Source organism: Lutibacter maritimus, assembly GCF_900116115.1.
Taxonomy (GTDB): domain Bacteria; phylum Bacteroidota; class Bacteroidia; order Flavobacteriales; family Flavobacteriaceae; genus Lutibacter; species Lutibacter maritimus.
This window is the reverse complement of sequence record NZ_FOZP01000006.1, coordinates 245,333-270,470: the sequence shown is the minus strand read 5'-3', so window position 1 is coordinate 270,470 and position 25,138 is coordinate 245,333. Positions and strand designations below refer to the sequence as shown.

27 protein-coding genes and 2 tRNA genes are annotated in these 25,138 nt (G+C 29.9%); 12 read left to right on the top strand and 17 right to left on the bottom strand.

Annotation, left to right across the window (positions count from 1 at the left end):
* Positions 1-35: 35 nt before the first annotated feature.
* A complete protein-coding gene (rsmG, locus tag BM335_RS11515; protein WP_090227580.1) occupies positions 36-662 on the bottom strand; it encodes a 16S rRNA (guanine(527)-N(7))-methyltransferase RsmG in 627 nt (208 codons plus the stop codon).
* Positions 663-808: 146 nt separating this feature from the next.
* Between rsmG and BM335_RS11510 the strand changes: the two genes are divergently transcribed.
* Entirely contained in the window at positions 809-1,906 is a 1,098-nt protein-coding gene (locus BM335_RS11510; protein WP_090227575.1) for a fatty acid desaturase family protein, read from the top strand.
* Between the two features lie 10 nt (positions 1,907-1,916).
* Positions 1,917-3,104: a pyridoxal phosphate-dependent aminotransferase gene (locus BM335_RS11505; RefSeq protein ID WP_177219198.1), complete on the top strand. Its 1,188-nt coding sequence runs from the start codon at positions 1,917-1,919 to the stop codon at positions 3,102-3,104.
* A gap of 421 nt (positions 3,105-3,525) precedes the next feature.
* Here the strand turns inward: BM335_RS11505 and BM335_RS11500 are convergent, their stop codons facing one another.
* Positions 3,526-4,275 (bottom strand): DUF2490 domain-containing protein, encoded by a 750-nt coding sequence (locus BM335_RS11500; protein ID WP_090227572.1) that lies wholly within the window; start codon positions 4,273-4,275, stop codon positions 3,526-3,528.
* Between the two features lie 123 nt (positions 4,276-4,398).
* Between BM335_RS11500 and BM335_RS11495 the strand changes: the two genes are divergently transcribed.
* The 4 genes from BM335_RS11495 (at position 4,399) to BM335_RS11480 (ending at position 7,971) form a co-directional block, all read left to right on the top strand.
* Positions 4,399-4,599, top strand: coding sequence for a dodecin family protein (locus BM335_RS11495; RefSeq protein WP_090227565.1), 201 nt, complete (start codon positions 4,399-4,401; stop codon positions 4,597-4,599).
* Positions 4,600-4,681: 82 nt separating this feature from the next.
* A complete protein-coding gene (locus BM335_RS11490) occupies positions 4,682-6,796 on the top strand; it encodes a thioredoxin domain-containing protein (protein WP_245780662.1) in 2,115 nt (704 codons plus the stop codon).
* A 1-nt stretch (position 6,797) separates the two neighbouring features.
* Complete coding sequence (locus BM335_RS11485) at positions 6,798-7,154, top strand: DUF1304 domain-containing protein (RefSeq protein WP_090227562.1); 357 nt, start codon at positions 6,798-6,800, stop codon at positions 7,152-7,154.
* A 10-nt stretch (positions 7,155-7,164) separates the two neighbouring features.
* The gene (locus BM335_RS11480) at positions 7,165-7,971 is read left to right on the top strand and encodes a mechanosensitive ion channel family protein (RefSeq protein ID WP_090227558.1); all 807 of its coding nucleotides are present in this window, start codon (positions 7,165-7,167) and stop codon (positions 7,969-7,971) included.
* 1 nt (position 7,972) lies between these two features.
* Here BM335_RS11480 and tsaB read toward each other — a convergent pair whose 3' ends face one another.
* The 10 genes from tsaB to cyoE all read right to left on the bottom strand — a co-directional run bounded on the left by tsaB (position 7,973) and on the right by cyoE (position 15,209).
* The gene (gene tsaB, locus BM335_RS11475) at positions 7,973-8,644 is read right to left on the bottom strand and encodes a tRNA (adenosine(37)-N6)-threonylcarbamoyltransferase complex dimerization subunit type 1 TsaB (protein ID WP_090227553.1); all 672 of its coding nucleotides are present in this window, start codon (positions 8,642-8,644) and stop codon (positions 7,973-7,975) included.
* Between the two features lie 100 nt (positions 8,645-8,744).
* On the bottom strand, positions 8,745-10,073 hold the full coding sequence (locus BM335_RS11470; RefSeq protein WP_090227549.1) for a TolC family protein: 1,329 nt from the start codon (positions 10,071-10,073) through the stop codon (positions 8,745-8,747).
* Positions 10,074-10,232: 159 nt separating this feature from the next.
* Positions 10,233-10,445 (bottom strand): hypothetical protein, encoded by a 213-nt coding sequence (locus BM335_RS11465; RefSeq protein ID WP_090227545.1) that lies wholly within the window; start codon positions 10,443-10,445, stop codon positions 10,233-10,235.
* Positions 10,445-10,963: a DUF420 domain-containing protein gene (locus BM335_RS11460; RefSeq protein ID WP_090227541.1), complete on the bottom strand. Its 519-nt coding sequence runs from the start codon at positions 10,961-10,963 to the stop codon at positions 10,445-10,447. Before BM335_RS11460 ends, BM335_RS11465 begins: the two co-directional genes overlap by 1 nt.
* Positions 10,963-11,589 (bottom strand): SCO family protein, encoded by a 627-nt coding sequence (locus BM335_RS11455; protein WP_090227536.1) that lies wholly within the window; start codon positions 11,587-11,589, stop codon positions 10,963-10,965. The genes BM335_RS11460 and BM335_RS11455 overlap by 1 nt, the downstream gene beginning before the upstream one ends.
* A gap of 5 nt (positions 11,590-11,594) precedes the next feature.
* A complete protein-coding gene (locus BM335_RS11450) occupies positions 11,595-12,242 on the bottom strand; it encodes a hypothetical protein (protein ID WP_090227532.1) in 648 nt (215 codons plus the stop codon).
* A 64-nt stretch (positions 12,243-12,306) separates the two neighbouring features.
* A complete protein-coding gene (locus BM335_RS11445; protein WP_090227527.1) occupies positions 12,307-12,663 on the bottom strand; it encodes a cytochrome C oxidase subunit IV family protein in 357 nt (118 codons plus the stop codon).
* 19 nt (positions 12,664-12,682) lie between these two features.
* Positions 12,683-13,663 carry a cytochrome c oxidase subunit 3 gene (locus BM335_RS11440; RefSeq protein ID WP_090227524.1) on the bottom strand — a complete coding sequence of 327 codons (981 nt, stop codon included), beginning with the start codon at positions 13,661-13,663 and terminating at the stop codon, positions 12,683-12,685.
* Positions 13,664-13,718: 55 nt separating this feature from the next.
* Positions 13,719-14,300: a cytochrome c oxidase subunit 3 gene (locus tag BM335_RS11435; RefSeq protein WP_090227521.1), complete on the bottom strand. Its 582-nt coding sequence runs from the start codon at positions 14,298-14,300 to the stop codon at positions 13,719-13,721.
* A 3-nt stretch (positions 14,301-14,303) separates the two neighbouring features.
* Positions 14,304-15,209: a heme o synthase gene (cyoE, locus tag BM335_RS11430; protein WP_090227518.1), complete on the bottom strand. Its 906-nt coding sequence runs from the start codon at positions 15,207-15,209 to the stop codon at positions 14,304-14,306.
* 176 nt (positions 15,210-15,385) lie between these two features.
* On the opposite strand from cyoE, the gene BM335_RS11425 reads away from it, so the two are divergent.
* The 6 genes from BM335_RS11425 (at position 15,386) to BM335_RS11400 (ending at position 19,398) form a co-directional block, all read left to right on the top strand.
* Positions 15,386-15,457, top strand: a tRNA-Gly gene (locus BM335_RS11425).
* Between the two features lie 20 nt (positions 15,458-15,477).
* Positions 15,478-15,563 (top strand) — tRNA-Leu (locus tag BM335_RS11420).
* A 202-nt stretch (positions 15,564-15,765) separates the two neighbouring features.
* Positions 15,766-16,605, top strand: coding sequence for a 5-dehydro-4-deoxy-D-glucuronate isomerase (kduI, locus tag BM335_RS11415; RefSeq protein WP_090227756.1), 840 nt, complete (start codon positions 15,766-15,768; stop codon positions 16,603-16,605).
* A gap of 17 nt (positions 16,606-16,622) precedes the next feature.
* Positions 16,623-17,414: a gluconate 5-dehydrogenase gene (locus tag BM335_RS11410; RefSeq protein WP_090227514.1), complete on the top strand. Its 792-nt coding sequence runs from the start codon at positions 16,623-16,625 to the stop codon at positions 17,412-17,414.
* 13 nt (positions 17,415-17,427) lie between these two features.
* Positions 17,428-18,606, top strand: a complete 1,179-nt coding sequence (locus BM335_RS11405; RefSeq protein WP_090227511.1) for a DUF4861 family protein — start codon at positions 17,428-17,430, stop codon at positions 18,604-18,606.
* 90 nt (positions 18,607-18,696) lie between these two features.
* Positions 18,697-19,398 carry an urease accessory protein UreH domain-containing protein gene (locus BM335_RS11400; protein WP_090227507.1) on the top strand — a complete coding sequence of 234 codons (702 nt, stop codon included), beginning with the start codon at positions 18,697-18,699 and terminating at the stop codon, positions 19,396-19,398.
* Here the strand turns inward: BM335_RS11400 and hypE are convergent.
* From hypE to cybH, 5 genes are all read right to left on the bottom strand, one after another.
* The gene (gene hypE / locus BM335_RS11395) at positions 19,395-20,420 is read right to left on the bottom strand and encodes a hydrogenase expression/formation protein HypE (protein ID WP_090227502.1); all 1,026 of its coding nucleotides are present in this window, start codon (positions 20,418-20,420) and stop codon (positions 19,395-19,397) included. The genes BM335_RS11400 and hypE overlap by 4 nt on opposite strands.
* Positions 20,421-20,430: 10 nt before the next feature.
* Positions 20,431-21,513 (bottom strand): hydrogenase formation protein HypD, encoded by a 1,083-nt coding sequence (gene hypD, locus BM335_RS11390; protein ID WP_090227497.1) that lies wholly within the window; start codon positions 21,511-21,513, stop codon positions 20,431-20,433.
* Between the two features lie 3 nt (positions 21,514-21,516).
* On the bottom strand, positions 21,517-23,769 hold the full coding sequence (gene hypF, locus BM335_RS11385; RefSeq protein ID WP_090227491.1) for a carbamoyltransferase HypF: 2,253 nt from the start codon (positions 23,767-23,769) through the stop codon (positions 21,517-21,519).
* 31 nt (positions 23,770-23,800) lie between these two features.
* Positions 23,801-24,328, bottom strand: coding sequence for a hydrogenase maturation protease (locus tag BM335_RS11380; RefSeq protein WP_090227487.1), 528 nt, complete (start codon positions 24,326-24,328; stop codon positions 23,801-23,803).
* 81 nt (positions 24,329-24,409) lie between these two features.
* Positions 24,410-25,132, bottom strand: a complete 723-nt coding sequence (gene cybH / locus BM335_RS11375) for a Ni/Fe-hydrogenase, b-type cytochrome subunit (protein ID WP_218157817.1) — start codon at positions 25,130-25,132, stop codon at positions 24,410-24,412.
* Positions 25,133-25,138: the final 6 nt, after the last annotated feature.

The following is a 25,138-nucleotide window of genomic DNA, read 5'->3' as shown; positions in this document are numbered from 1 at the left end:
TTATCCTAAATAGTTTAATAAAAAACTAATAAATGTCATCTCTTTTTAAGGGGAATATGCACTACTTTTTTAGTTTCAAAAAAAGCATCATCAAAAAAATCAGTTAAATTGTATTGAGTTGCTTTTGGAAAATTTTGTAATTCTTCGGTTAAATCGCCTCCTTTTAAATATAAAATACCGTTTTTTAATTCGTGGCGTTGTTTTTTAGCAATTTTTCCTTTCGTCCATTTTACAAAATCGTCCATATTAGTTACGGCTCTACTTACAATAAAATCGAATTCTTCGTTCACCAACTCCGCTCTTTTATGTTCTGCTTTTACATTTGTTAAACCAAGGTCAGCAACAACTTCATTCACCACTTTTATTTTTTTTCCTATAGAATCTACCAAATAAAATTCAGTTTCAGGAAATAAAATAGCTAAAGGAATCCCCGGAAAACCACCACCAGTGCCAATATCTAATACTTTAGAATTTGGTAAAAAACCTTGAACTTTAGCAATTCCTAACGAATGTAGTACATGGTGCGTGTAAATTTCATCAATATCTTTTCTTGAAATAACATTTATTTGCTCATTCCAAAATTTATAAAGGGCTTCTAATTTACCAAATTGCTCAATTTGAATTTCAGTTAAATTAGGAAAGTATTTCAAGATGATTTTCATAGTTAATATTTGATTGGTGCAAAATTACTATTTCTAAAATTAAATTAACATCTTTTCAAAAAATGTTATTTTTTTCATAAAAATATTATATTAGAACATAAATGGTTTAATTTTGGAGCGAATAGAGTAATCTATAATATATTATGATGAGTAACAAAACAATAAGCTTTTCTAGAATTGATAAAGCTAAATTTTTTAGAACATTAAATAAAAGGGTAAATACGTATTTTAAGGAAAATAAAATTGAACGTACAGGTAACTGGAAATTGTATACCAAAGCAATGATAATGTTTGGTATATTTTTAGTGCCTTTAATTTTAATATTAACAGTTTCAATGCCACATTGGGTGTTGTTATTGTTAACCGTTGTGATTGGAATTGGAATGGCAGGAGTTGGTATGAACGTTATGCACGATAGCAATCACGAATCTTTTTCAAGTAAAAAGTGGGTAAATAAAATAATGGGTAGTAGTATTTATATTTTAGCCGGAAATGTATATAATTGGAAAGTACAACACAACGTATTACACCATACCTTTACAAACATTCAAGGACACGATGAAGATATTGATGCTGGAAGAATTATCAGATTTTCAAGACACGCAAAGTGGTTGCCAATTCATAAATTTCAAAAATATTATTCCATTTTTTTATATGGTTTACTAACTATAAACTGGGCAATTACAACCGATTTTAAACAAATGCACAGTTATTTAAAACGTAAACTTTCATACGGAGAGTTTCCAAATCCGGCAACTGAATGGACCGTTTTAATCATTACTAAAATTATTTATTACTTATTGTGGCTTGTACTGCCTTTATTGGTATTAGATATTGCTTGGTGGAAAGTTTTAATTGGGTTTTTTGTAATGCACTATACCGCAGGAATGATTTTAAGTGTGATTTTTCAATTAGCACACGTAGTTCCAGCAACCGAAATGCCTGTGCCAGATACTGAAGGTAATTTAGAACATACTTGGGCAATTCATCAGCTATATACTACAGCCAATTTTGCGCCAACTAATAAGTTTATATCGTGGTATACAGGAGGATTAAATCATCAAGTTGAACATCATATTTTTCCACATATTTCACACATTCATTATGGAAAAATTGCCCAAATTGTAAAAGAAACTGCACAAGAATTTAATTTACCATACAACGAGTATACTACATTTTCAAAAGCAATTAAAGAACATTTTAATCAATTAAAAGCGTTAGGTGTAAAGCCAACGTATGCCTAAAATTTATGTTATGAACAATCAACTATCCAACAGAATTAACAGTTTACCAGTTTCAGAAACTTTAGCAATGGCTGCTAAAGCAAGAGAATTAAAAGAACAAGGAAAAAATATTATCAGTTTAAGTTTAGGCGAACCTGATTTTAATACACCTGATTTTATTAAAGAAGCAGCAATACAAGCTATACATGACAATTATAGCACTTATAGCCCAGTTGATGGTTATTTAGATTTAAAACAAGCAATTTGTAGAAAATTTAAACGTGATAATAATTTAGAGTATAAACCAAGTCAAGTAGTAGTTTCAACAGGCGCAAAACAATCTATTGCAAATGTAGCAATGGTTTTATTAAACCCTAGTGATGAGGTATTATTACCTGCACCATATTGGGTAAGTTATTCTGCAATTGCAACTTTAGCTGAAGCAACGTACAAAGAAATTCCTTCTACTGTTGAAACTGATTTTAAAATTACACCAGAACAGTTAGAAGCTGCCATTACTCCTAAAACAAAAATGATATTCTTTAATTCGCCAAACAACCCAAGTGGAACTGTTTATTCTGAAGCAGAATACAGAGCGTTGGCTGCAGTAATTGAAAAATATCCAAATATTTATGTGCTTTCTGATGAAATTTACGAACACATTAATTATGGTGAACCATTATTTAGTTTTGCACAAATTGAAAGCATGTACGACAGAACAATTACCGTAAATGGTGTTGCTAAAGCATTTGCCATGACAGGCTGGAGAATTGGTTACATTGGCGCTCCTGAATGGATTGCTAAAGCATGTAATAAATTACAAGGTCAAATTACATCTGGAGCAAATTCAATAGCACAACGTGCAACAATAGCTGCATTAGATGCGCCAGTTTCTAAAATACAATTTATGGTTGATGAGTTTAAAAAACGTAGAGATATTGTTTTAGGCTTATTAAGTGAAATTGACGGAATAAAATGCAATACTCCAGGAGGTGCTTTTTATGTTTTTCCTGATGTTTCTGCATACTTTGGAAAAACAATAAAAGGACATAAAATTGAAAATGCTGGAGATTTTTCTATGTTTTTATTAGAAGAAGCAAATGTTGCAACCGTAACAGGTGATGCCTTTGGAGCACCAACTTGTTTAAGAATATCTTACGCAGCTTCTGAAGCGCAATTACGTGAAGCAATCGCTAACATAAAAAAAGCAGTGAGCTAGTATTTATGTATAATTAACATAAAAAAACCGAAACACAAGTTTCGGTTTTTTTTATGCTTTTTAGTGTTTTAAAGTACTACTTTATATATTAAAGTATTCTTGTATTGCACAGTTAGTATACTACCTATAAATACATAAAATAGCTTGTTGCTAATATTATAAATAAAAGAATAGCATAAACGTTGTTAAAGTATAGTATAAACTATATAAAAGGTGAGTATCTTTTAAAATGGAGTTGTACAATAAATTAGAAAATAAATGTACGTTTAATTTAAAATAATTGTACAATTAAAGTAAGGAAGTTGTACAACTTATATAAAACTGTAAAATTGCTATAAATTGTAGTGGTTAGCAGTGATGTATAAAAATAAGTAATTATTGAATATAAAGGGTATTACAATGGATTATTTTATTAACATTATTAACTATGTTTTTTAGAGAAATCAACATCGTAATTTAAAGTAACGTGTAAAATATCATTAGAAATAAATTTGGTAGCGTTTGATTTATAATAATATCTCCCATAACCCACCCAAATTTTTGAGTTTTCTAACAATTGATAGCCAATTAAAGCAGCAAAATTATTTTGGTCAAAGTCAGGTTCAGTTAAACCAGTTTGAAATCGAATCCTTATTTCATTAGAAAGTTTACCGTAAATATTTTTATTGTTTTTTAGTTTTACTAAGTTGGTAGTTACTTCTAATCTGTATCTAAATCGTTGAGAATAGCTGTTACCATCAATACTATATTCATTATCACTATTTTGCACAATAACATCTTTAAATCGTTGTTCAAAAACAAATCGTTGATTTAGTTTAGTGTTCCCAATTGCACTATTTACAATTAAATTTTCCCAAATTCTATTTTCGTATTTTTTAATTGGAGCATGCGCAGCGCCTTCAGGATAATAAGTATATGATAAATATCCAGCACCAATACTTACGTTTTTATTTAATTTGTAACTAGCACCTGGCTGTATTACCAATGCTTGGTTATTCTGAATAAAATCAACCGTTCGTAACTGAGTTACATTACTTAGTGAAAATTTATTTGAAAGTTTAAAATTATTGGTAAAGGTTAACCACGATCCTTTATCTTTTAAAACGGTAGTTTGTGCATTTACACTACTTACAATTAAAAAAAATACAATTATAAATCGGATATTTTTCATCTTAAAAAAAGTATTTTAAAGTGGGCAAAGGTATTGTTTTAACAAAGCATTAAGAAGTGATACCGTGTTTTTTTAAGTTGAAAATTGTATATTTAAAGCTACTAATTTAAAAAACAACTAATTATGGCTGTAATGAAAGTTATTGAAGTAATGGCAAGTTCAACGATAAGTTGGGAAGAGGCCACAAAAAATGCAGTAGAACACGCATCAAAAAGTGTAAAGCACATTAAATCTGCATTTGTACAATCACAAAGTGTGGTTGTTAATGACAACGAAATTTCTGAATTTCGTGTAAATGTTAAAATTACATTTGAAGTTGAATAAATAATTAGCTTCATAAATATTTAAAAGCGCTTTATGATAAGCGCTTTTCTTTTTTGTATTTTTACGTAATTACTACTTTTAAATGAATAAATTTTTAATAGCATTGCTACTAATTTTAACAATTAGCTGTAAAAATCAAAACAATAAACCTATGCATACACCAAAATTTACCAATAATTTAATAAAGGAAACAAGTCCTTATTTATTACAACATGCGCATAATCCTGTAAACTGGTATGCTTGGAATAATGAAACGTTAGCATTGGCAAAAAAGGAAAATAAGTTGTTGCTTATTTCAATTGGGTATTCATCGTGCCATTGGTGTCATGTAATGGAACATGAAAGTTTTGAAAGCGAAGAAGTTGCTGCAGTTATGAATGCAAATTTTATTAATATAAAAGTTGATAGAGAAGAGCGACCAGACATAGATCAAATTTATATGAACGCGGTTCAATTAATGACTGGTAGTGGCGGTTGGCCATTAAATTGTATTGCATTACCCGATGGAAGACCCATTTGGGGAGGAACGTATTTTCCAAAAGAAAACTGGATAAATGCGTTAACTCAAATTAGTAAAATGTATGCCGAAAAACCAAACGATGTTATTGATTATGCAGTAAAATTAACCGAAGGTATAAAAAAATCTGATTTAATAACATTTAATGAAAATGTAAAGGAATTTTCGGTGGCAGATTTAAATCAAATTACCAACACGTGGCAACAATATATGGATTTTGAGATGGGCGGCAGAACGGGTGCTCCAAAATTTCCAATGCCAAACAACTATCAATTTTTATTAAGATATGGAACGCAGATAGCAAATGATTCAATTTTAAACTACGTAAATACTACCTTAACAAAAATGGCTTTTGGCGGTATTTATGATCAAGTTGGTGGAGGTTTTTCTCGGTATTCGGTTGATAAAAAATGGCACGTGCCTCATTTTGAAAAAATGTTATATGATAATGGACAGTTAGTGAGTTTATATTCAGAAGCTTTTCAAGCTACTAAAAACCCATTATATAAAAATATTGTGTACCAAACGTTAACATTTATTGAACGTGAACTTACCAATAATGAAGGAGCATTTTATTCATCATTAGATGCAGACAGTATAAATAACGAAGGTAAATTAGAAGAAGGGGCTTATTATGTTTGGACTATAAACGAACTAAAATCTATTTTAGGAAATGATTTTAACCTGTTTTCTGACTATTATAATATTAACCATTATGGTTTGTGGGAACACAATAATTATGTGTTAATTAGAACAAAATCAAACGCTGAAATTTCTAAAACACATAGTATTTCAGAAAATGAGTTGGTTAAAAAAATAGAAAACTGGCAACATATTTTGTTAAATGAACGCAATAAAAAAGAAAAACCAAGACTAGATGATAAATCGTTAACTTCTTGGAATGCTTTAATGTTAAAAGGATATATTGATGCTTATAAAGTTTTTGATGATCCACATTTTTTAGAAATTGCCATTAAAAATGCCACATTTATTTTATCAAAACAAGTACAAGAAAACGGAAATTTAAATCATACCTATAAAAATGGTAAAAGTTCTATTAATGGTTATTTAGAAGATTATGCCACAGTTATTAATGCTTTTATTGCATTATATGAAGCTACTTTAAATGAAAAATGGTTAGTAAATGCCAAACAGTTAACCGATTATACGTTTGATCACTTTTTTGATACACAAAACTCTATGTTTTATTTTACTTCAGATGAAGACCATGATTTAATCACTCGAAAAATGGAAATTGAAGACAATGTAATTCCTGCTTCAAATTCTATAATGGCAAATAACTTATTTTTATTAAGTCATTATTATTCAAATAGTTATTATTTAAAAGTTAGCAAGCAAATGCTACACAATGTAAAAGACAGAACAGCGCAATATGCATCAGGTTATTCTAATTGGCTGCAATTAGCGTGTAATTTTACTGGAGAATTTTATGAAATTGCAGTTTCAGGAAAAGATACTTCAGCAAGAATAAAAGAAATCAACAAAAATTATATTCCAAATAAATTAATTGCCGGCAGCATTTCAAAAAGTAATTTACCATTAATGGAAGGACGTTTTAGTGAAAATGAAACAAACATTTTTGTGTGTGTTAATGGCGCATGTTTACTTCCTGAAAAAAGTACTGAAAAGGCATTGTCTCAAATTAAAATAAAGTTTTAAGATGAAATATTTACAAATTTTCTTTGTGGCACTAGTTGCATTTGAACATATTTATTTTATGATTTTAGAAATGTACTATTGGGATAAACCAAAAGGATTAAAAGCGTTTGGAATGAAATTAGAAGAAGCAAAAAGCTCTAAAACATTGGCAAAAAACCAAGGATTGTATAATGGGTTTTTAGCAGCAGGATTAATTTGGGCAATTATAAATAAAAATAATTTTGAAGAATTAGCATTCTTTTTTCTTATATGTGTGACCATTGCCGGAGTTTATGGGTCATATACAACAAAGAATATAAAGCTTTTTTATGTTCAATCAATACCCGCAATACTAGGAATTTTAACTTTAATATTATAAATAAATAACTATGGATTATCAAAAATATATAGATTTAGCATTAGGCTTTATTGGAAAATATGCAGTAAATGTGGTTGTAGCAATACTCATATTAATTATTGGACTTTGGCTTTCAAAAAAACTAATTAAAATTTCTAGAAAATTAATGGCAAAACAAGGCGTTGATGAAACGCTTCAAAGGTTTTTAGGAGATTTATTAGGTTGGACATTAAAAATTTTAGTGTTTATAACTGCAATCTCTCAAGTAGGTGTTGAAACAACTTCATTTATTGCAATTTTAGGAGCTGCAGGTTTGGCGGTTGGTTTGGCATTACAAGGTTCACTTGCTAATTTTGCAGGCGGTGCTTTAATTATGATTTTTAAACCATTTAAAGTAGGTGATTTAATAGAAGCTCAAGGTGAAATAGGTGTAGTAAAAGAAATTCAAATATTTGTAACTAAAATAATTTCTCCGGGTAATAAGTTGGTAATTATTCCAAATGGAACCTTATCTAACGGGAATATTAAAAATTATACTGAAGAAGGTAAATTGCGTGTTGATTTAACCTTTGGAATTGGTTATGGTGAAGATATTAAACAGGCAAAAGAGGTTTTTATGAATGTTATAAAAAGCAATCCAAATGTTTTAAATGAGCCAGCACCAAGTGTAAATGTATCTGAATTAGCAGACAGTTCTGTTAATTTTGCAGTAAGACCTTGGACCACTCCAGATAAATATTGGGATGTATATTTTTCCGTTACTGAAGAAGTAAAATTAGCCTTAGATAAAGCAGGTATAGAAATCCCATACCCACATCATGTTGAAATTAGAAAATAAATTACTTTTTTGAAGTAGTAACCATAAAATCTTTTAAATAAAAAGGTTCAAAATAGGCGACATTTTCAATGTCGCTTTTTTTGTATTTTAAATACGATAGTTTTCCCATTTCTTTTGCTGATGGAAATTTATTATCAATAAAAATGGCGTTTTTATGAGTCAATATTTCTCTACATTTATCAGCGCCATCGCCAAAAAAGTAAACGGTGTTTTTTTCTAAAAAATTTAAAAAGGAATCTTCAGAAACAATAGTTGCTGTAACTTCTTCTTTTAAATTATTTTGCTCATCATATACAGCCGAATACACTTCCATACGTCTTGCATCTAACATTGGTATTTTATATCCTTCAGAAATTATAACAGATTCGGCTAAAGATTGTAATGTGTTTACAGAGATTAAAGGAATGTCTAACGCAAAACAAAGGCCTTTTGCTGCAGAAACTCCAATTCTAAGTCCGGTATAAGATCCAGGACCTTTACTAACTGCAATAGCTTTTAAATTGGAAAATGTGATGTTAGTTTCATTGATAACATCAGAAATAAATTGATGTAATTTTTCAGCATGAGAAAAACCACCTTCGTTTAATTCCTTAAAAGCTACTATTTCTCCATCTTTTGCTACACTTACTGAGCAGTTTTTAGTAGCAGTTTCAATATTTAATATATAGGCCAAAATCTGAGTTTTTTAAATGCAAATATACTTAATTAGTTGTGTATAAAACAAAACATCCAACTTTATAGGTTGGATGTTTAATGTATTATTTTAACAATTTTTAATTAAGTGTAATGGATTCTCCATAATAGAATTTCAACACTTTTGTTTTAAAAATATAATCGTATTTAGCTCTAATTATTGCGCCTTCTGCACTTACTAAACGGTTACGTACTAAATCAAAATCAAATTGTGTCATTGCACCAACATTGTAACTTTCTTGTGCATTTTTAAAAGCTTCATTTTGTGCAAGTAAAGATTTTTGAGCTGATTCAAAAGTTTTTGCTGCAGCTTTTGCATCATAATATGCTTTTTGTATGGTTTGTTGTAATTGTAATTTTTGATTTTCTAATCCAAATTTAGAAATCTCATAATTAATTTTTTGCCTGTTTACATTTGATTTGGTTTGATTTCTGTTGAAAATTGGAATATTTACATTAAAATTTAAACCGTAACCTAAATTGTTGTCTAATTGTGTAAAGTAAGGGATATGAGAATTGTTTTTAAGGTTGTAACCATAACCAGTTCCAATATTAGCGCCAAAACTTACGGATGGTAAAAAAGATGCTTTTGCAATTTCTACAGATAAATCAGCAGATTCAATATCTAATTCAGCTCTTTTAATTTCAGGTCTGTTGGTTAACGCTTTTTGGTAAACATCTTCAGGATTGTTGTATAGCATTGCTATTGATGGTGAATCTACTTGTATAATTTCAACATCAAAACCAACTGGACTTATTTGTAATAGTTGAGCTAAATCTAACAATGCTAAGTTTAAGGTATTTTCATATGCAATTACGGCTTGTTCATCGGCAGCAGCAGTAGATTGTGCGTTTAATAAATCGCCTTTTGGTTTTACACCAGCTTCAAATTTTGCTCTTGCATTTTCAATTTGCTTGTTGCTAATTTCATATTGAACTTTAGCAACATTTAAATTTTCTTTTGCAAATAATACATTTAAATAAGTATTTACTACATACAAAGAAATGTCATCTTGAATTTTTTCTAAATCTAATTTACTTGATTCAACTCCTAACTTAGCTTGTTTGTAAGTATTTAAATTTCTATAACCATTAAAAACAGTAATTCCAGAATTTATTCCAAAAGAACCTCCAAATGTACTTGTTGAAACTCTGTCTTGAGAAACAGGATCAAATCCAGAGCCAAAATTTAAATTTCCACTTGTAGAAGCATTTAAATTAGGTAAAAAATTTCCTTTAGCACTGTTTAAATTCTCTTGGCTAATTTCAACATTTAATTGGTTTTGTTTAATGGTAATATTATTGTCTATTGCGTAGTTAACGCATTCTTGCAATGTCCATTTTTTGTCTTGTGCGTTTAAAGTAATAAAGAATATAAAAGCTATAAGACTAAGAATTTTTGTTCTCATTAAGTTAGTTGAGTTTTGGATTAATTATTAATAACAATGTCTGAAAAAATGTAACTATTTCAATAAAAATAGAAAACATATAACTTTTCAGAGATGTTTAATTTGCTATATGACGACTAAAATTATTATTTGTTACACTGTTAGCGTCTTATAGAAATGTTAAATTTTCTTTTTTCTTCTATTTTTAATGATAAAATATAATAATGCTCCAACTAAAAGATACGGAAAGACCATTAAATAAAGGATGCCAGAATTTAAACCTTCGGCTTGAGATACTTCACCACTTTCAACCACAGCTTTACACATAGCGCATTGTGCATTTGCTATGTAAGCTATTAAAAATAATACAATTGAAAGGAAATATTTTTTCATTATAAATAATATGGAGAAATCATTAAATATACCACAACTCCAGTAATTGTTACATATAACCATAGTGGAAATGTGATTTTTGCTATTTTTTTATGTAATTCAAAATTGTTTGTAATTGCTCTAACGTAGGTAATTAGTACAAAAGGAATTACAACAATTGATAATAATATGTGTGATATTAAAATGAAGAAGTACACAGTTTTTAAAATTCCTTCGCCACCATATTTAGTAGATTCAGACGTCATATGATATGCCACATACATTACTAAAAAAAGTACTGAAAAAACTATGGCAGTTTTCATTAGTTTTTCGTGTAATTGTATTTTTTTATGTTTAATTGCCCAAACAGCAGCAATTAATAACAATGAAGTTAATCCATTAATTGTTGCGTAAATTGGTGGTAAAAATACGGGTAATTTTAGGTCAATTTTTACACCAAATAAAATAGCTACTACTAAAGGAATTGCAATTGATAAAATGACAATCCATGTATTGTATTTTTTTGTACTTTTTTCCATTATTCTTTTAATAAAATTTGAATATCTTCTTTAATCATTTGTACACCTTTTGGTTCTAAACCTTCGTAAAAAGCAATTGGATTTCCATTTTCATCTAATCTTGAGCGAATATTACCTTGTTTATCAACCAAAGCAAACATACCAGAATGTTCAAAACCACCTTCGGCATCACTATTTTCACCAGCATATAATGTAAATCCTTTATTTGCTAATTCATAAATTTTATCTTGATCGCCAGTTAAAAAATTCCAGGTTTTTAAAGTTGCGCCGTGATCTTTTGCGTATTGTTTTAAAATTTCAGGAGTGTCGTGTTTCGGATTTATACTGAAAGAAGCAATTCCAAAATCTAAATTTCCATAAAATTCATTTTGAATTTTTACCATATTTTCATTCATTCTAGGACAAATAGTTGGACACGTTGTAAAAAAGAATTCAACAACATACACTTTGTTTTTATAAAATGCATTTGATATTAGTTCACCATCTTGGTTGGTAAATTCAAAATTTGGAACTTTTGCAATGGTAATTAATGTTGGTGTTTTAAATTTATTTACAATTTTTGGTACTGCATAAATTCCAAAAATTAAAATGATAAAAGCAACTCCTATGTATGAATATTTTTTCATTTGATTTAAATTTCTCTTTTTCTACGTTGTTCTTTTTCAGCAGATTTTTTTAGCTGATAATAAATAATATCAATATCATCTTTCATCTTATTTTTTAAAATAGAGATAGATTTCATATTGTATCCGTATAATTTTCCATCTTTGGTATCTTCATCATCTTTTCTTCCTCTTAAACGCAATTCCATATCAATTATGTATGCATTTTCTGAATATAAATTTTCATTTAAATTAAATGGCGTTTTAAAACTATTGAATAGTGTTTTTATGTTTGCAGAATTTGCATAAACAAAATGCCATTTGCTAATATCAGTAAATGCAGAAAGTTCTTCTATGGCTTCTTTGTATAATCCTTCCGATCCTTCAGGTAATATGGCAATTATTTGAAAATATGGTTTTTGATAAAATCTTTTATAAATGGTTTGGTTTAAATTAAATAAACTTCCTTTTGCTGTACTACTATCGTTTCCTAAAAAGCAAACAATTGATAAGTGATTTTCAAATGAAATAGTACTTGTATTAGTAAGTTCTTTAATGTCAATTACATCTTCGGTTAAAATTGGTAAGTTGGAGTATTTATAAATTCCTTTGGATAGGAAAATATAAAAAACCAGCGGTAAAATAAATAAGCTAAAAAGTACCCAAAATTTTTTCATAATACAAAGTTAAAATAAAAAAAGGTGGTTAAAAACCACCTTCAATAAATTATTTTTTATTTTTTTAATAGCTCCATTTTACCAAAGGTGATAAAACATCGTTTAAGTAACTTCCTTCAATTAATAATAAGGTTGCTAAATAAATAATTAAGAAAACTGCAGTCCAAACTACAGCTCTTCTTAAACTTTTAGATTCATCAGCCATATGCATAAAAAACCAAGTAATATAATAGGCTTTTGCAATGGTTAAAACTAAAAATATAATGTTTAACGGACTTGTACCAAGTATTTTTGTTAAATGAAGAGATTCAGGTTTTAAAATTCCTAAAATAACTTCAACAATAGTAATTAATGAAAGAATACCAAATACTTTCCAAATTAAACCGGTGTGCGGTGTATGTTCTTGTGTGTGCGTTGTCATTTTTTATCTTTTTAATAAATTAAACCAAGTAGAAGAATGTAAATACAAATACCCAAACTAAATCTACAAAGTGCCAATATAATCCTACTTTTTCAACCATTTCATAATGACCTCTTCTTTCATACGTTCCTATAATAACATTAAAGAAAATAATGATATTGATAATAACTCCTGAAAAAACGTGGAAACCGTGAAAACCTGTGATAAAGAAAAAGAAATCAGCAAATAATGGTTTTCCGTATTCATTTACTTGTAAATTAGCTCCTTTTACAACGGCTTTTGTTTCGTTTAAATAAGTCATTGCTTCCGCACGAGGAACAATGGTTTTGGTTTTTGTTACAGGATCAATTTTTTCTAATCTTATTGAAATATCTGGATTTGCTTTAAAACCAGCTATCACTTCTTCAACAGAAAATGGCGGTAAAGAACTTTCACTCATAAACCAAACACCTTTATCTCTGGTTAATTGTGTTCTTTCGGAATGTGATGAAACTGCAAATTTTTCTAATTCAATTTGATGTCCAGAAGCATCCACAAATTGTACAATTTTACCATCGTTTAATTGAACTGCCCCATAAGAACCTCCAATAAAATTTTTCCATTCCCAAGCTTGTGAGCCTAAGAATATTAAACCTCCAATAATGGTAAGCAACATATAAAAAGTAACTTTTCCTTTTTTCATTTGATGACCAGCATCAACGGCTAAAACCATTGTTACCGATGAAAATATTAAAATAAAGGTCATTAATGCTACATAATACATTGGTGCATGAACACCGTGCAAAAATGGAAAGTGTGTAAAAACTTCGTCAGCAATTGGCCAACTATCAATGAATTTAAAACGCATTAAACCATACGCGCCTAAAAAGCCTGAAAAAGTAAGTGCATCTGATAAAATGAAGAACCACATCATCATTTTACCATAACTTGCTCCTAAAGGATTATTGTTCCCTCCACTCCATGAAGTACCAGTAGAATCAGTAGCAATAGTTGCTTCCATATAAGTTTTGTTTTTGATTTTTAGTTATAGTTGCGCCAAAAATACATTATTTTTTTTATCTAATAAAATAGAAAAATAAAAACAAGTAAATCCACAGAATATCAACAAAATGCCAGAATATCGCTCCAAGTTCTAATCCTAACGTATCTTTTGATGAATATTTTTTATTGAAATGATTAAAAATAACCACTAAAAGTACTACAATTCCAGCAGCAATATGTGCTATATGTGCCAATGTAATTCCATAAATAAAAGAAGATTTTACAGTGCTTTGCGCTCCTGCAAATACAAAACCTTCATTAAATAACTCATTAAAACCTTCAAATTGAAAAAAGATAAATCCAGCACCCAATAAAAGCGTTGTAATTAAGAATACCGTTGTTAATTGTCGGTTGTCTTTTTTAATGAAAAATTTAGCCAGTAAAAAAGTTATACTACTTAAAATTATAAGTGCAGTACTTGTGTAAAATGCTTCAGGTAAATCAAAAGAAACCCAATCGTTTCTTTTTCTACTCACTACATAAGCACTTGTTAATCCAGCAAACATCATGGTCATACTAATCATTGAAACCCATAACATTGGTTTCGCTGACTTTCTTTTGGCTGATTTGTATTCTTGTTCTAAAGTTTGTCCCATTTTTTAATGTAAAAATTTATCTACAACGTAAATTATTTGTACTAAAGTAATATATAAAACGCTTGAAAGCATTAATTGTCTAGCTTCTTTATTAGTTTGATGTTTGTATAGTTTTATTGCATAATATAGCATTGTACTGCCTAAAAACACCAAAATTAAAGCTGTTAATGGGTAAATATAAAAACTTCCAGTGATTTTTAAAACAGGAATTATAGAAACTAGTGTTAAACATACTGTATAAATAATAATTTGAACAACAGCTTTTCTGTTTTTTTGCCCCATCGGCATTAAATTAAATCCTGCTTTTTTATATTCATCAAACTGTAGCCAAGCAATTGCCCAAAAATGAGGGAACTGCCAAAAGAACTGAATTAAAAATAACATGCCAGGTTCTATAGAAAAATTATTAGTAGCCGCTACCCAACCTAACATAAAAGGAATTGCTCCAGGAATTGCCCCAACAAAAACCGATAACGGTGTTACGGCTTTTAATGGCGTGTAAATGCTTGTGTATAAGAAAATAGAAATTGCTCCGAACAAAGCACTTTTTGGATTGATACTATATAATATGGCTAACCCAACAATAGTAAAAGAAACAGCAATTACCATAGCCATTGAAACATGCATTCTTCCGGATGGTAAAGGTCTATTCATAGTACGTTTCATTAAAGCATCGGTATCTTTTTCTATAATTTGATTAAACGCATTTGAAGCGCCTACCATTAAATAGCCACCAATGGCTAATAAAATTAATGTTGAAAGTTGAATTTTTTCAACGGCTAATAGATACCCAGCTAAAGATGAAAATACAACACTTAATGATAAGCCAACTTTTGTTAATTGCTTAAAATCATTAAAAACTGTTGAAAAAGTCATTTTTTCTGACAAAGAATTTGAAGATAATTGCATTTTTTTAGTAATAATATGTGCAAAGATATTTTTTTATTAGACAATTACAACCTTATAATAAGGAGATTAAAAAAAATATTAAAATAAATTTAAAAAAAGTCTTTGCTATTAAGAGAATTGTTTTAAATTTGCCCTCGCATTTGAGAGATTAAATGAATGTTCTTTAAAAAATGACTGCGAAAGTAGCTCAGGGGTAGAGCATCACCTTGCCAAGGTGAGGGTCGCGGGTTCAAATCCCGTCTTTCGCTCTACAATATAATATACCAATGCAGAAGTGGTGGAATTGGTAGACACGCTGGACTTAAAATCCAGTGGGCAGTAATGCTCGTGCGGGTTCAAGTCCCGCCTTCTGTACAAAAAAAGCCGAAACAATTTGTTTCGGCTTTTTTGTTTTCATAGATTTTTTTTTCAAAAGATACTTTAACAAACCTCTAAATAAATTCTATTAATTATACTCTGAGTATATTTCACACATTAAATTACTTACATAAATAAAATGCAATCGATTGCATTTTTAAAATTATTTAGTATTTTTACAAAAAAAACATACATAACTATGGCAAGTAAATATCAAGTGAGGTACGCTTCAAGTCCAAAAGCAGTAAAGCTTTATGATACGCAGCAATTACGTGAAGAATTTTTAATAGATAACTTAATGGAAGAAGGTAAAATTAATTTTACCTATTCGCATTATGATAGGTATATTACTGGATCGGCAGTACCATTAGAGCCACTTAAACTTGAAACGATTGATCCATTAAAAGCTCAATACTTTTTGGAAAGAAGAGAGCTTGGTATTATAAATGTTGGAGGAATTGGAATTGTTGAAGTAGATGGAGCAATTTATGAATTAGACTTAAAAGATGCTTTGTATATTGGAAGTGGTAATAAAGAAGTTATTTTTAAAAGCAACGATATTAAAAATCCTGCAAAATATTATATAAACTCAGCACCAGCTCATACAAATTACCCAACAAAAAAAGTTAGTAAAGCCGAAGCTAATAAAATAGAATTAGGTTCACTAGAAACAGCAAATCATCGTACGGTTAATCAAATGATTATTGGTGGTATTGTAACAACTTGTCAATTACAAATGGGTATGACAGAATTAAAAACAGGAAGTGTTTGGAACACAATGCCAGCTCATGTCCACGACAGAAGAATGGAAGTGTATTTTTATTTAGATATTCCAGAAAACCAAGCAGTATGTCATTTTATGGGAGAACCACAAGAAACACGTCATATATGGATGAGTAATCATCAAGCGGTAATTTCTCCTCCTTGGTCAATTCATTCAGGTTCAGGAACAAGCAATTACACGTTTATTTGGGGAATGGCTGGTGAAAATTTAGATTATGGAGATATGGATGTTTGTAAAATAACAGATTTAAGATAAATTAATAATAAAAAATTATGTCAATAAATTTATTTGATTTAACAGGAAAAGTAGCCCTAATTACAGGCGCAGTTCATGGGCTAGGAATGGCCATGGCTAAAGGACTCGGAAATGCTGGAGCTACTATTGTAGTAAATAACAATTCAATTGAAAAATTAGACGAAGCAGTTGCAGAATATAAAGCAGCAGGTTTAAAGTCGTTTGGATATGTTTTTGATGTAACAGATGAAAAATCAGTAATTGAAGCCATCACTAAAATTGAAACAGAAGTAGGTCCAATTGATATTTTAGTAAATAACGCTGGTATTATTAAAAGAACACCTATTGTTGATATGGAGGTTGTTGACTTTGAAGCTGTAATAAAAGTAGATTTAGTAGGTCCTTTTATTGTTTCTAAAAATGTAGCTAAAGGAATGATTCAACGAGGTGGAGGAAAAATTATTAATATTTGTTCTATGATGAGTGAGCTAGGTAGAGATTCTGTAAGTGCTTACGCTGCAGCAAAAGGTGGATTAAAAATGTTGACTAAAAACATGGCTACAGAATGGGCTAAATACAACATTCAAACAAATGGTATTGGTCCAGGCTATTTTGCAACGAGTCAAACTGCTCCAATTAGAGTAAACGGACATCCTTTTAACGATTTTATTATTAGCAGAACTCCTGCTGGACGTTGGGGTAATCCTGATGATTTACAAGGAGCAGCAATATTTTTAAGCTCAAAGGCTAGTGATTTTGTAAACGGACATGTTATATATGTTGATGGTGGAATTTTAGCTACTATTGGAAAACCATCAAACGAAGATTAAAAATAAAAGTATTATGAAAACTGTTCAATTATTTTTTAGCTGTTTATTGCTAGTTATTTTTGCATCTTGTGCACAAAAAAATACTAGAAAGTTTATAACGGTTAAAAATTCAATAGATATTCCCAGATCTTTTGAAACAATTGAGTTAACCAAGCAATTTTTAAAGGTTGATAGTTTAAATAATATTGGAATTAAAGATGTAAATTCTGATAAATTAGCAATCACTCAATTAGTAGATTTAGATGATGATGGAATAATGGATCAATTATTATTTCAACCAGAAGTAGCTCCAAACTCTGAAACAACCTATGAAATAATAACCATTTCAGAAAATGAAAAACCAGAAACAAACAATTGGTGTTATTCAAGATTTGTGCCTGAAAGAACAGATGATTATACTTGGGAAAACGACAAAGTGGCTTTTAGAGTATACGGTCCAACAGCTCAAAAAATGATTGAAGAAAATATTCCTGGCGGAACACTTTCAAGTGGAGTTGATGCGTGGTTAAAAAAAGTATCATACCCAATTATTAACAAGTGGTATAAAAAAACAGTGGTTGATAAAACAGGAAGTTATCATGAAGATACCGGTGAAGGATTAGATAATTTTCATGTTGGAGCAAGTAGAGGTGTAGGAGGTATCGCCATTAAAAAGGATAGTTCCTATTATGTTTCAAAAAATTATACCAATTGGAAAACCATTACAACTGGACCTATTAGAACCAGTTTTTATTTAAATTATGCCGATTGGGATGCTGATGGAACTAATATTAAAGATTCTAAAATTATTAGTTTAGATTATGGGAGTAACTTGTCAAAATTTGAAATTACATTAGAAGGATCCAATACTATTTCAGCAGGTTTAGCTTTACACGAAAAGGATGGAGAGGTAACTGGTAGCAAAATGCATAATTGGGTAAGTTATTGGCAACCGCATGCCAATTCTAAGCTTGGGACTGCTATTGTAGCTCCTAAAAAATATTTTATTGATTTTGAAACGTATAACACTGAAAAAACAGATTTAAGCAACGCATTTTCCCATTTAAATGTAATAGATAATAAAGTGATTTATTATGCAGGTTTTGGATGGGAAGAAAGCGGACAATTTTCAACTAAGGATGAATGGGAGAAATATTTAAATCAATTTTCAGAAAAAATAGAACATCCATTAATAGTAAGCTTAAAAAATTAAATTAGATGCTTCTAATGATTATAAAATTTAACATTAGAAGCATTTTAATAAAGAATTAATTGTAAATTTATTATTTAATAATTTACAGTTATGGAACTTACATTTCCTTTATTTGCAGGAATAATTGCAGCCGTTCTTCATGTAATTTCTGGTCCTGATCATTTAGCGGCAGTAACGCCATTTGCAATTGAAAGTAAAAAGAAAGCTTGGAAAGTTGGTTTGTTTTGGGGAATTGGACATTTGTTGGGAATGCTTTCCATAGGAGTTTTATTTTTATTTTTTAAAGAATTAATTCCTATTGAAAAAATATCTGAACACAGCGAAAAGTTTGTGGGTGTTATTTTAATTGGGTTAGGATTGTGGATTTTTCTTAAAATTTTTAAAGCAGAAAAAAAACACAAACACACGCATATCCATGCTCAAAATAATCCAATTATTCACGAGCACCTGCATAAACACACTGCTGAAAAAGTACATACACACTCACATCCAAATCTAAAACAAGGAAATATAGCTTCTTTATCTGTTGGTTTTGTTCACGGACTAGCAGGTGTAGCTCATTTTTTATTGTTTTTACCAGTTATCGGTTTTACAAGCATGTTAGATTCTTCTAAATACATTATTGGCTTCGGCATAGGAACTTTAATAGCGATGATTTCTTTTGCCATGGTTGTTGGAAAAGTGGCTGATTTTTCAAAACAAGATCATAATGAAACCTTTTTTAAAGGCATTCGTTTGGCTGGTGGTTTATTTGCATTTATAATTGGAATTTATTGGGTAATTGCCAATTAACAAATTCTTGGCAACTGTTCTCCCACTAATGGGCTCACAATTCTTTTTCCGCCAATCAAACTTTTTAAAACCACTTTATTTGGGTGTTCATCTGTAATTTCACCAATAATTGAAGCATTTTTACCTTTCTCATGACTTCTCATTAATGCTAAAACCTCGTTTTCAATACTTGGATCAACAATAGCAATAAAAACGCCTTCATTGGCAACATACATTGGGTCTAAACCAAGCATTTCACATGCTGCAGCAACTTGTTTTTCTATAGGAATATACGCTTCTTTTAAAAAAACGCCCAATTCAATATCAGTGGCAATTTCATGTAAAACAGTACCCAACCCTCCACGTGTTGGGTCTCTAAATAATTTTATTTTATCGCCAAATGCATCTAACAAATCTTTTACTAAATAGTTTAAATTGGTTGAATCGCTTTCAATATCCGATTCAAATTCCAACCCTTTTCGTTCGCTCATTATAGCCATTCCATGTTGTGCTATAAAACCATTTACTATAATTTTATCGCCAACTTTAATATGATCAACAGAAATATTTGCCTGCGGATGCACTTCTCCAAATCCCGTAGTATTGATGAAAATTTTATCGCCTTTTCCTCTTTCAACAACTTTTGTGTCACCAGTTACAATAACAACGCCACTTTCATCTGCCGCTTTTTTTATTGATTTTATAATGTTATAAAATTCACCTACATCTAATCCTTCTTCAATAATAAATGCCAATGATAAATATTTTGGAATTGCACCACACATGGCAACGTCATTTACAGTGCCGTGAACAGCTAAACTTCCAATATTTCCACCTTTAAAAAATATGGGCGTAATTACAAAACTATCTGTAGAAATAGCAATTTTACCTTCTATTTTAACAATAGCACCATCGTGTTTTTCATTTAAAAAAGGATTGTTAAATACAGAAAAAATAAGCTTATCTAACAAATTTCTGGTTAGTTCTCCGCCACTTCCATGGCCCAAATTAATTGTTGTAAATCCTAAATTATTTATATCCATTTTAGTCGATTTATTGGGTTGAAAAATGATAATATGCTGCACAAGCACCTTCTGATGAAACCATTGGAGCACCTAACGGATTTGATGGTTTGCAAGCTTTACCAAATTGCTCACATTCATTAGGTTTTTTAATACCTCGTAAAATTTCACCTGCAATACAATTCGGGTTTTCAGGTACTTTTATATTACTGATATTAAACTTTGCTTCAGCATCATATTTTCTGTAAGCATCTTTTATAACGTAACCACTATTAGGAATTTCACCGATACCACGCCATTCTCTATTGCCAATTTCAAATATTTTATTGATTACATTAATAGCGGCAATATTTCCTTCTTCTTTAACAATGCGCGAATATTGATTTTCTAGTTTGTATTTTCCTGCTTCTAACTGTTTTACAGCCAAATAAATACCCTGAACCAAATCTAATGGCTCAAACCCAGTAATTACTGTTGGAATTTTATATTTCTCCACTAACGGATAATATTCTTTAGTTCCCATAATTGCACACACATGACCTGCGCCTAAAAAAGCATCAATTGTACAAAATTTATCATCTAAAATAGCTTCCATTGCTGGCGGAACCAATACATGTGATGCTAAAATGGAATAGTTAGAAATGCCTTCTTTTTCAGCATGTAATACCGATAAAGCATTTGCTGGTGCAGTAGTTTCGAATCCAACAGCGAAAAATACAACTTCCTTATCGGGATTTTCTTTTGCTATAGAAACTGCCTCAATTGGCGAATATAAAATACGTAAATCTCCACCCAAAGCTTTGGCTTCTAATAAGCTTTTTTTACTTCCAGGGACACGAATCATATCGCCAAATGAACATACAATTACACCTTGTTCTAAAAGTTCAATAGCTTTGTCAATTAAGTTTAAAGGTGTTACACAAACGGGGCAACCAGGTCCGTGAATCATTCTAACTTTTTCAGGCAATAATTCTAAAATACCGTTTTTAACCAAACTATGTGTTTGACCTCCGCAAATCTCCATAATGTTCCACTCACGCGTTGTAATCTTGTGAATTTCATCTAAGATTTTCTTAGTTTCTTCTAAATTTCGATATTCACTTAAATACTTCATTTATTAATTTTTAATGTGTAAATAATACATCAATTGTCCGAAAGAAATGTTTTCATCGTTAGGTGATAATTCTTTATGAAAATACAATTTAATTTCTTTTGGAGCTAATTCTAAAAGCATATCTACCAAAGTTGTGTTTTGAAATACACCACCACTACAAGCAATATGCTTAAATTGGTGTTTTTTAGCGATATTTAAAATAGAAGTTGCTAACGTAAATAAAAAATTAGTAATCATATTTTTAGTTGAATTTCCTTGTTGAATTTCTTTGTAAATTGCTGAAATTATTTCATTTACAGAAATAACATCTGTTGAATTTAAATAGTTTTTACAGTTTTTTAAATCATAATTGCCAATTGAATTTTCCAATAAAATAGCCGCTTCACCTTCGTAAGAATTATAATCGGTAATATTTAATAAGGATGCTACAGCATCAAATAATCTCCCGACCGAAGATGTTTTAAGTTGATTATTTTTCTTTAAATATTGATAATTCTTTAATTCTGTTGATGTGAATTTTTGCACTAAAACATCAATCATTTCATCTGAGGCTAAAGAAAATAATGATAGCCGAGGTTCTTTAGCCATTTTATTGCCCAAAATCCAATCAAAATTTTCTATTTGGGCAATTCTCTCAATAACATTGTTTTTATAGCTAAAAAATTCTCCGCCCCAAATTTGATTATCATCACCAAAACCAGTGCCGTCAAAAACCACTCCTAAAACTTTTTCTTCAAACAAGTTATGCTCTCCTAAAATGGCTGAAAAATGTGCTTTATGATGCTGAATTTCAACCAATTTTGAACTTGTTTTTTTAGCCAATTCTATTCCATATTTTGTACTGTGATATAACGGATGCTTATCTACCAAAATAACTTCTGGTTGTTGTTCAAAAATATTGATAAAAGATGCTATTTCAGTAATATAACGATTATAAATATCAAAATTTTCTAAGTTCCCAATATACTGACTTGCGTATAAATAATTATTCGGATAAAAGGTAAAACTACTTTTTAAATCGGCGCCCATGGCCAATATTTTTTCAATAGTTTTAATAGCTGTACCAAAATAATTTGGCGCAAAACCACGTGAACGTCTAAATAGTATTTTTTGCTGAAAATTACTGCTAAATTTCACCACAGAATCGTCTTGGGGATGGGTTATTTTTAAATTATGTTGTAAAAAATAATCGGCTACATTTTCCAATTTTTCAAATGCTTCATCATTTTCACTAATAATTGGTGAACCATGAATATTACCGCTTGTGGCAACTATTGGAAAATTTAATTCATTTGCTAATAATTGTAAAATTCCAGTATAAGGTAATAGTACACCAAGTTGATTTAAGTTTGGAGTAATTTCATTTAAAGCTAAATTACCATTGTAATTTTTTGATGAAATAATAGTAATCGGACTTTCTTTTGATGTTAGTGATTCTATTTCCTTTTCTGAGATAAAAAACTCTTTTTGAAGCTTTTTTAAAGATGGAAACAACACCGCAAATGGTTTTTTTGGTCGATGCTTTTTTTCTCTTAATTTTTGAATAACCTCTGTGTTTTCGCCATTACAACACAATAAATAGCCACTGGTGTTTTTTATAGCTACAATATTTCCTTCTTGTAAAAGCGATGCAACTTTCTGAAATACTGTGTTTTTAGAAGTTTTAATAGCTATTCCTTCAGCATTTATTAAAACTAATTCAATTCCACAGGTTGAACATGTATTTGTTTGAGAATGAAAACGTCTGTTTGCTGGGTTTGTATATTCTTCCATACAATCATCACACATTAAAAAATTGTGAATGCTGGTATTACTTCTTTCAAAAGGAAAATTTTCAGTAACCGCAAATCTAGGTCCACAATTTACACATGTTGTAAAAGGGTAATTGAAACGTTTGTTCTTTGAATTTTTGATTTCATTTTTACAGTCGTCACAAATTGCAAAATCGGGAGTTAAAGGCAGATTTAATTGTCCGTTTTTTTTTGAGGAGATAATTTTGAAATCATCAAATAGAACGTGTTCAATCTCAATAATTTTACTTTTTTGAATGTTTGCAACTGGCGGAGGAAAATGTATTAATTTGGAATAAAACTTGTCAATATTTTCTTTTGTGCCAGTTACATTAACTAGTACACCTTCTTGGTTATTAGATACGGTTCCTTTTAAATTAAATTCGGTGGACAAAGTATAAATATAAGGACGAAAACCTACACCTTGTACTTGCCCAGCAACCGTAATTTTATAGGTTTTCAACATTCAATTTATAGCTTTATAATTTACTATAAATTTACACTTTTTTTAGGTGAAGTGCTTCTGAATGGTTTAAAATTTGTTGAATTATTTCAGGAATTGCAGCTCGAACGTGATCGTTTAAATCTATGGTCATTGGATTTAATTCTTCAATAGAAACCGTAAATAAATGAATGTCAGGAATATGCTCCATTAAATAGACTGCCTCAATCATATCTTTTAAACCAACATCATGAACACTTAATGCAGAAGGAAAATCCGATGCAAATTTTGGACGAATAAGAGAAATAGTTCCGGCTTGTTTTCCATCCATAGTGGCATCAACAAAAATGATGGTTTTATAAGCCTCAAAACAATTCAGCAATAAAAAACCACCTGTTCCGCCATCTAAAATATCTATATAATCAGGAAGTTCAATTTTACTCATTTCCTGAATAATATGCACGCCAATCCCTTCATCACCCATTAAATAATTGCCAACACCCATTACTAAAATACTGTTGGATTTGTCTTTTTCAAAAAAATAAGAATCGCTGCTAATGGCAACTGGAGTTCTTTCTGTCATATTTTATTCATTTTAAAAAAGTAAATTCATTTTATCTGTACTTTCAAATAAAATGAACTTACTACTATGAATGTATTGTTTTTATTTTTTACTTTCTTCTGGAATATCTTCGTGATGTTTAATTCTATCTTCTCGTACAAATTTAAAGCCTCCAAACATTGATGAGACTTCCCCACGACCTTCTAACCAATCATGATAAAAAACCAAATACACGTGTACTAAACTAAATAAAATAAATGTCCACATTGCTATATGATGAATAGTACGCACCATAAAATCACCTCCAAATAAGGGAATAACCCACGAAAATAATTTTGGAAACCACCAACCAGATGTATCTGCATACAATGCGAAACCAGTAAATATTTGAATTAGAGCTATAAAAAACATTACTAAATAGGATAACGTTGCCACACTGTTATGACCAACACTAATATCTTTTACATTTGGATGATCTTCATTTAACAGCATAACATCAATCTTAACAACGTGCCAAAAATTATTCCAATTCTTTTTACTGAATGGCCAAAAAGCACGCCAACTTGCAAATTGATTTCCTACAAACGACCAATAAATTCTCATTATCATTATAAAAAGAAAAATATAAGCGGCTACAAAATGGATAAAACGAACAATTCCGAACGAATGTAAATTGGTAGCTTCTGCGTTTGATAATAATGCTGGTGGATTTGCAATTAAAAAACCTGTAATACATAGCACAATAATTGCAAGGACATTTAACCAGTGAAATAATCGTACCGGCAATTCCCAAACCATTACTCTTATAAATTTTTTTGCTTCCATGATTTA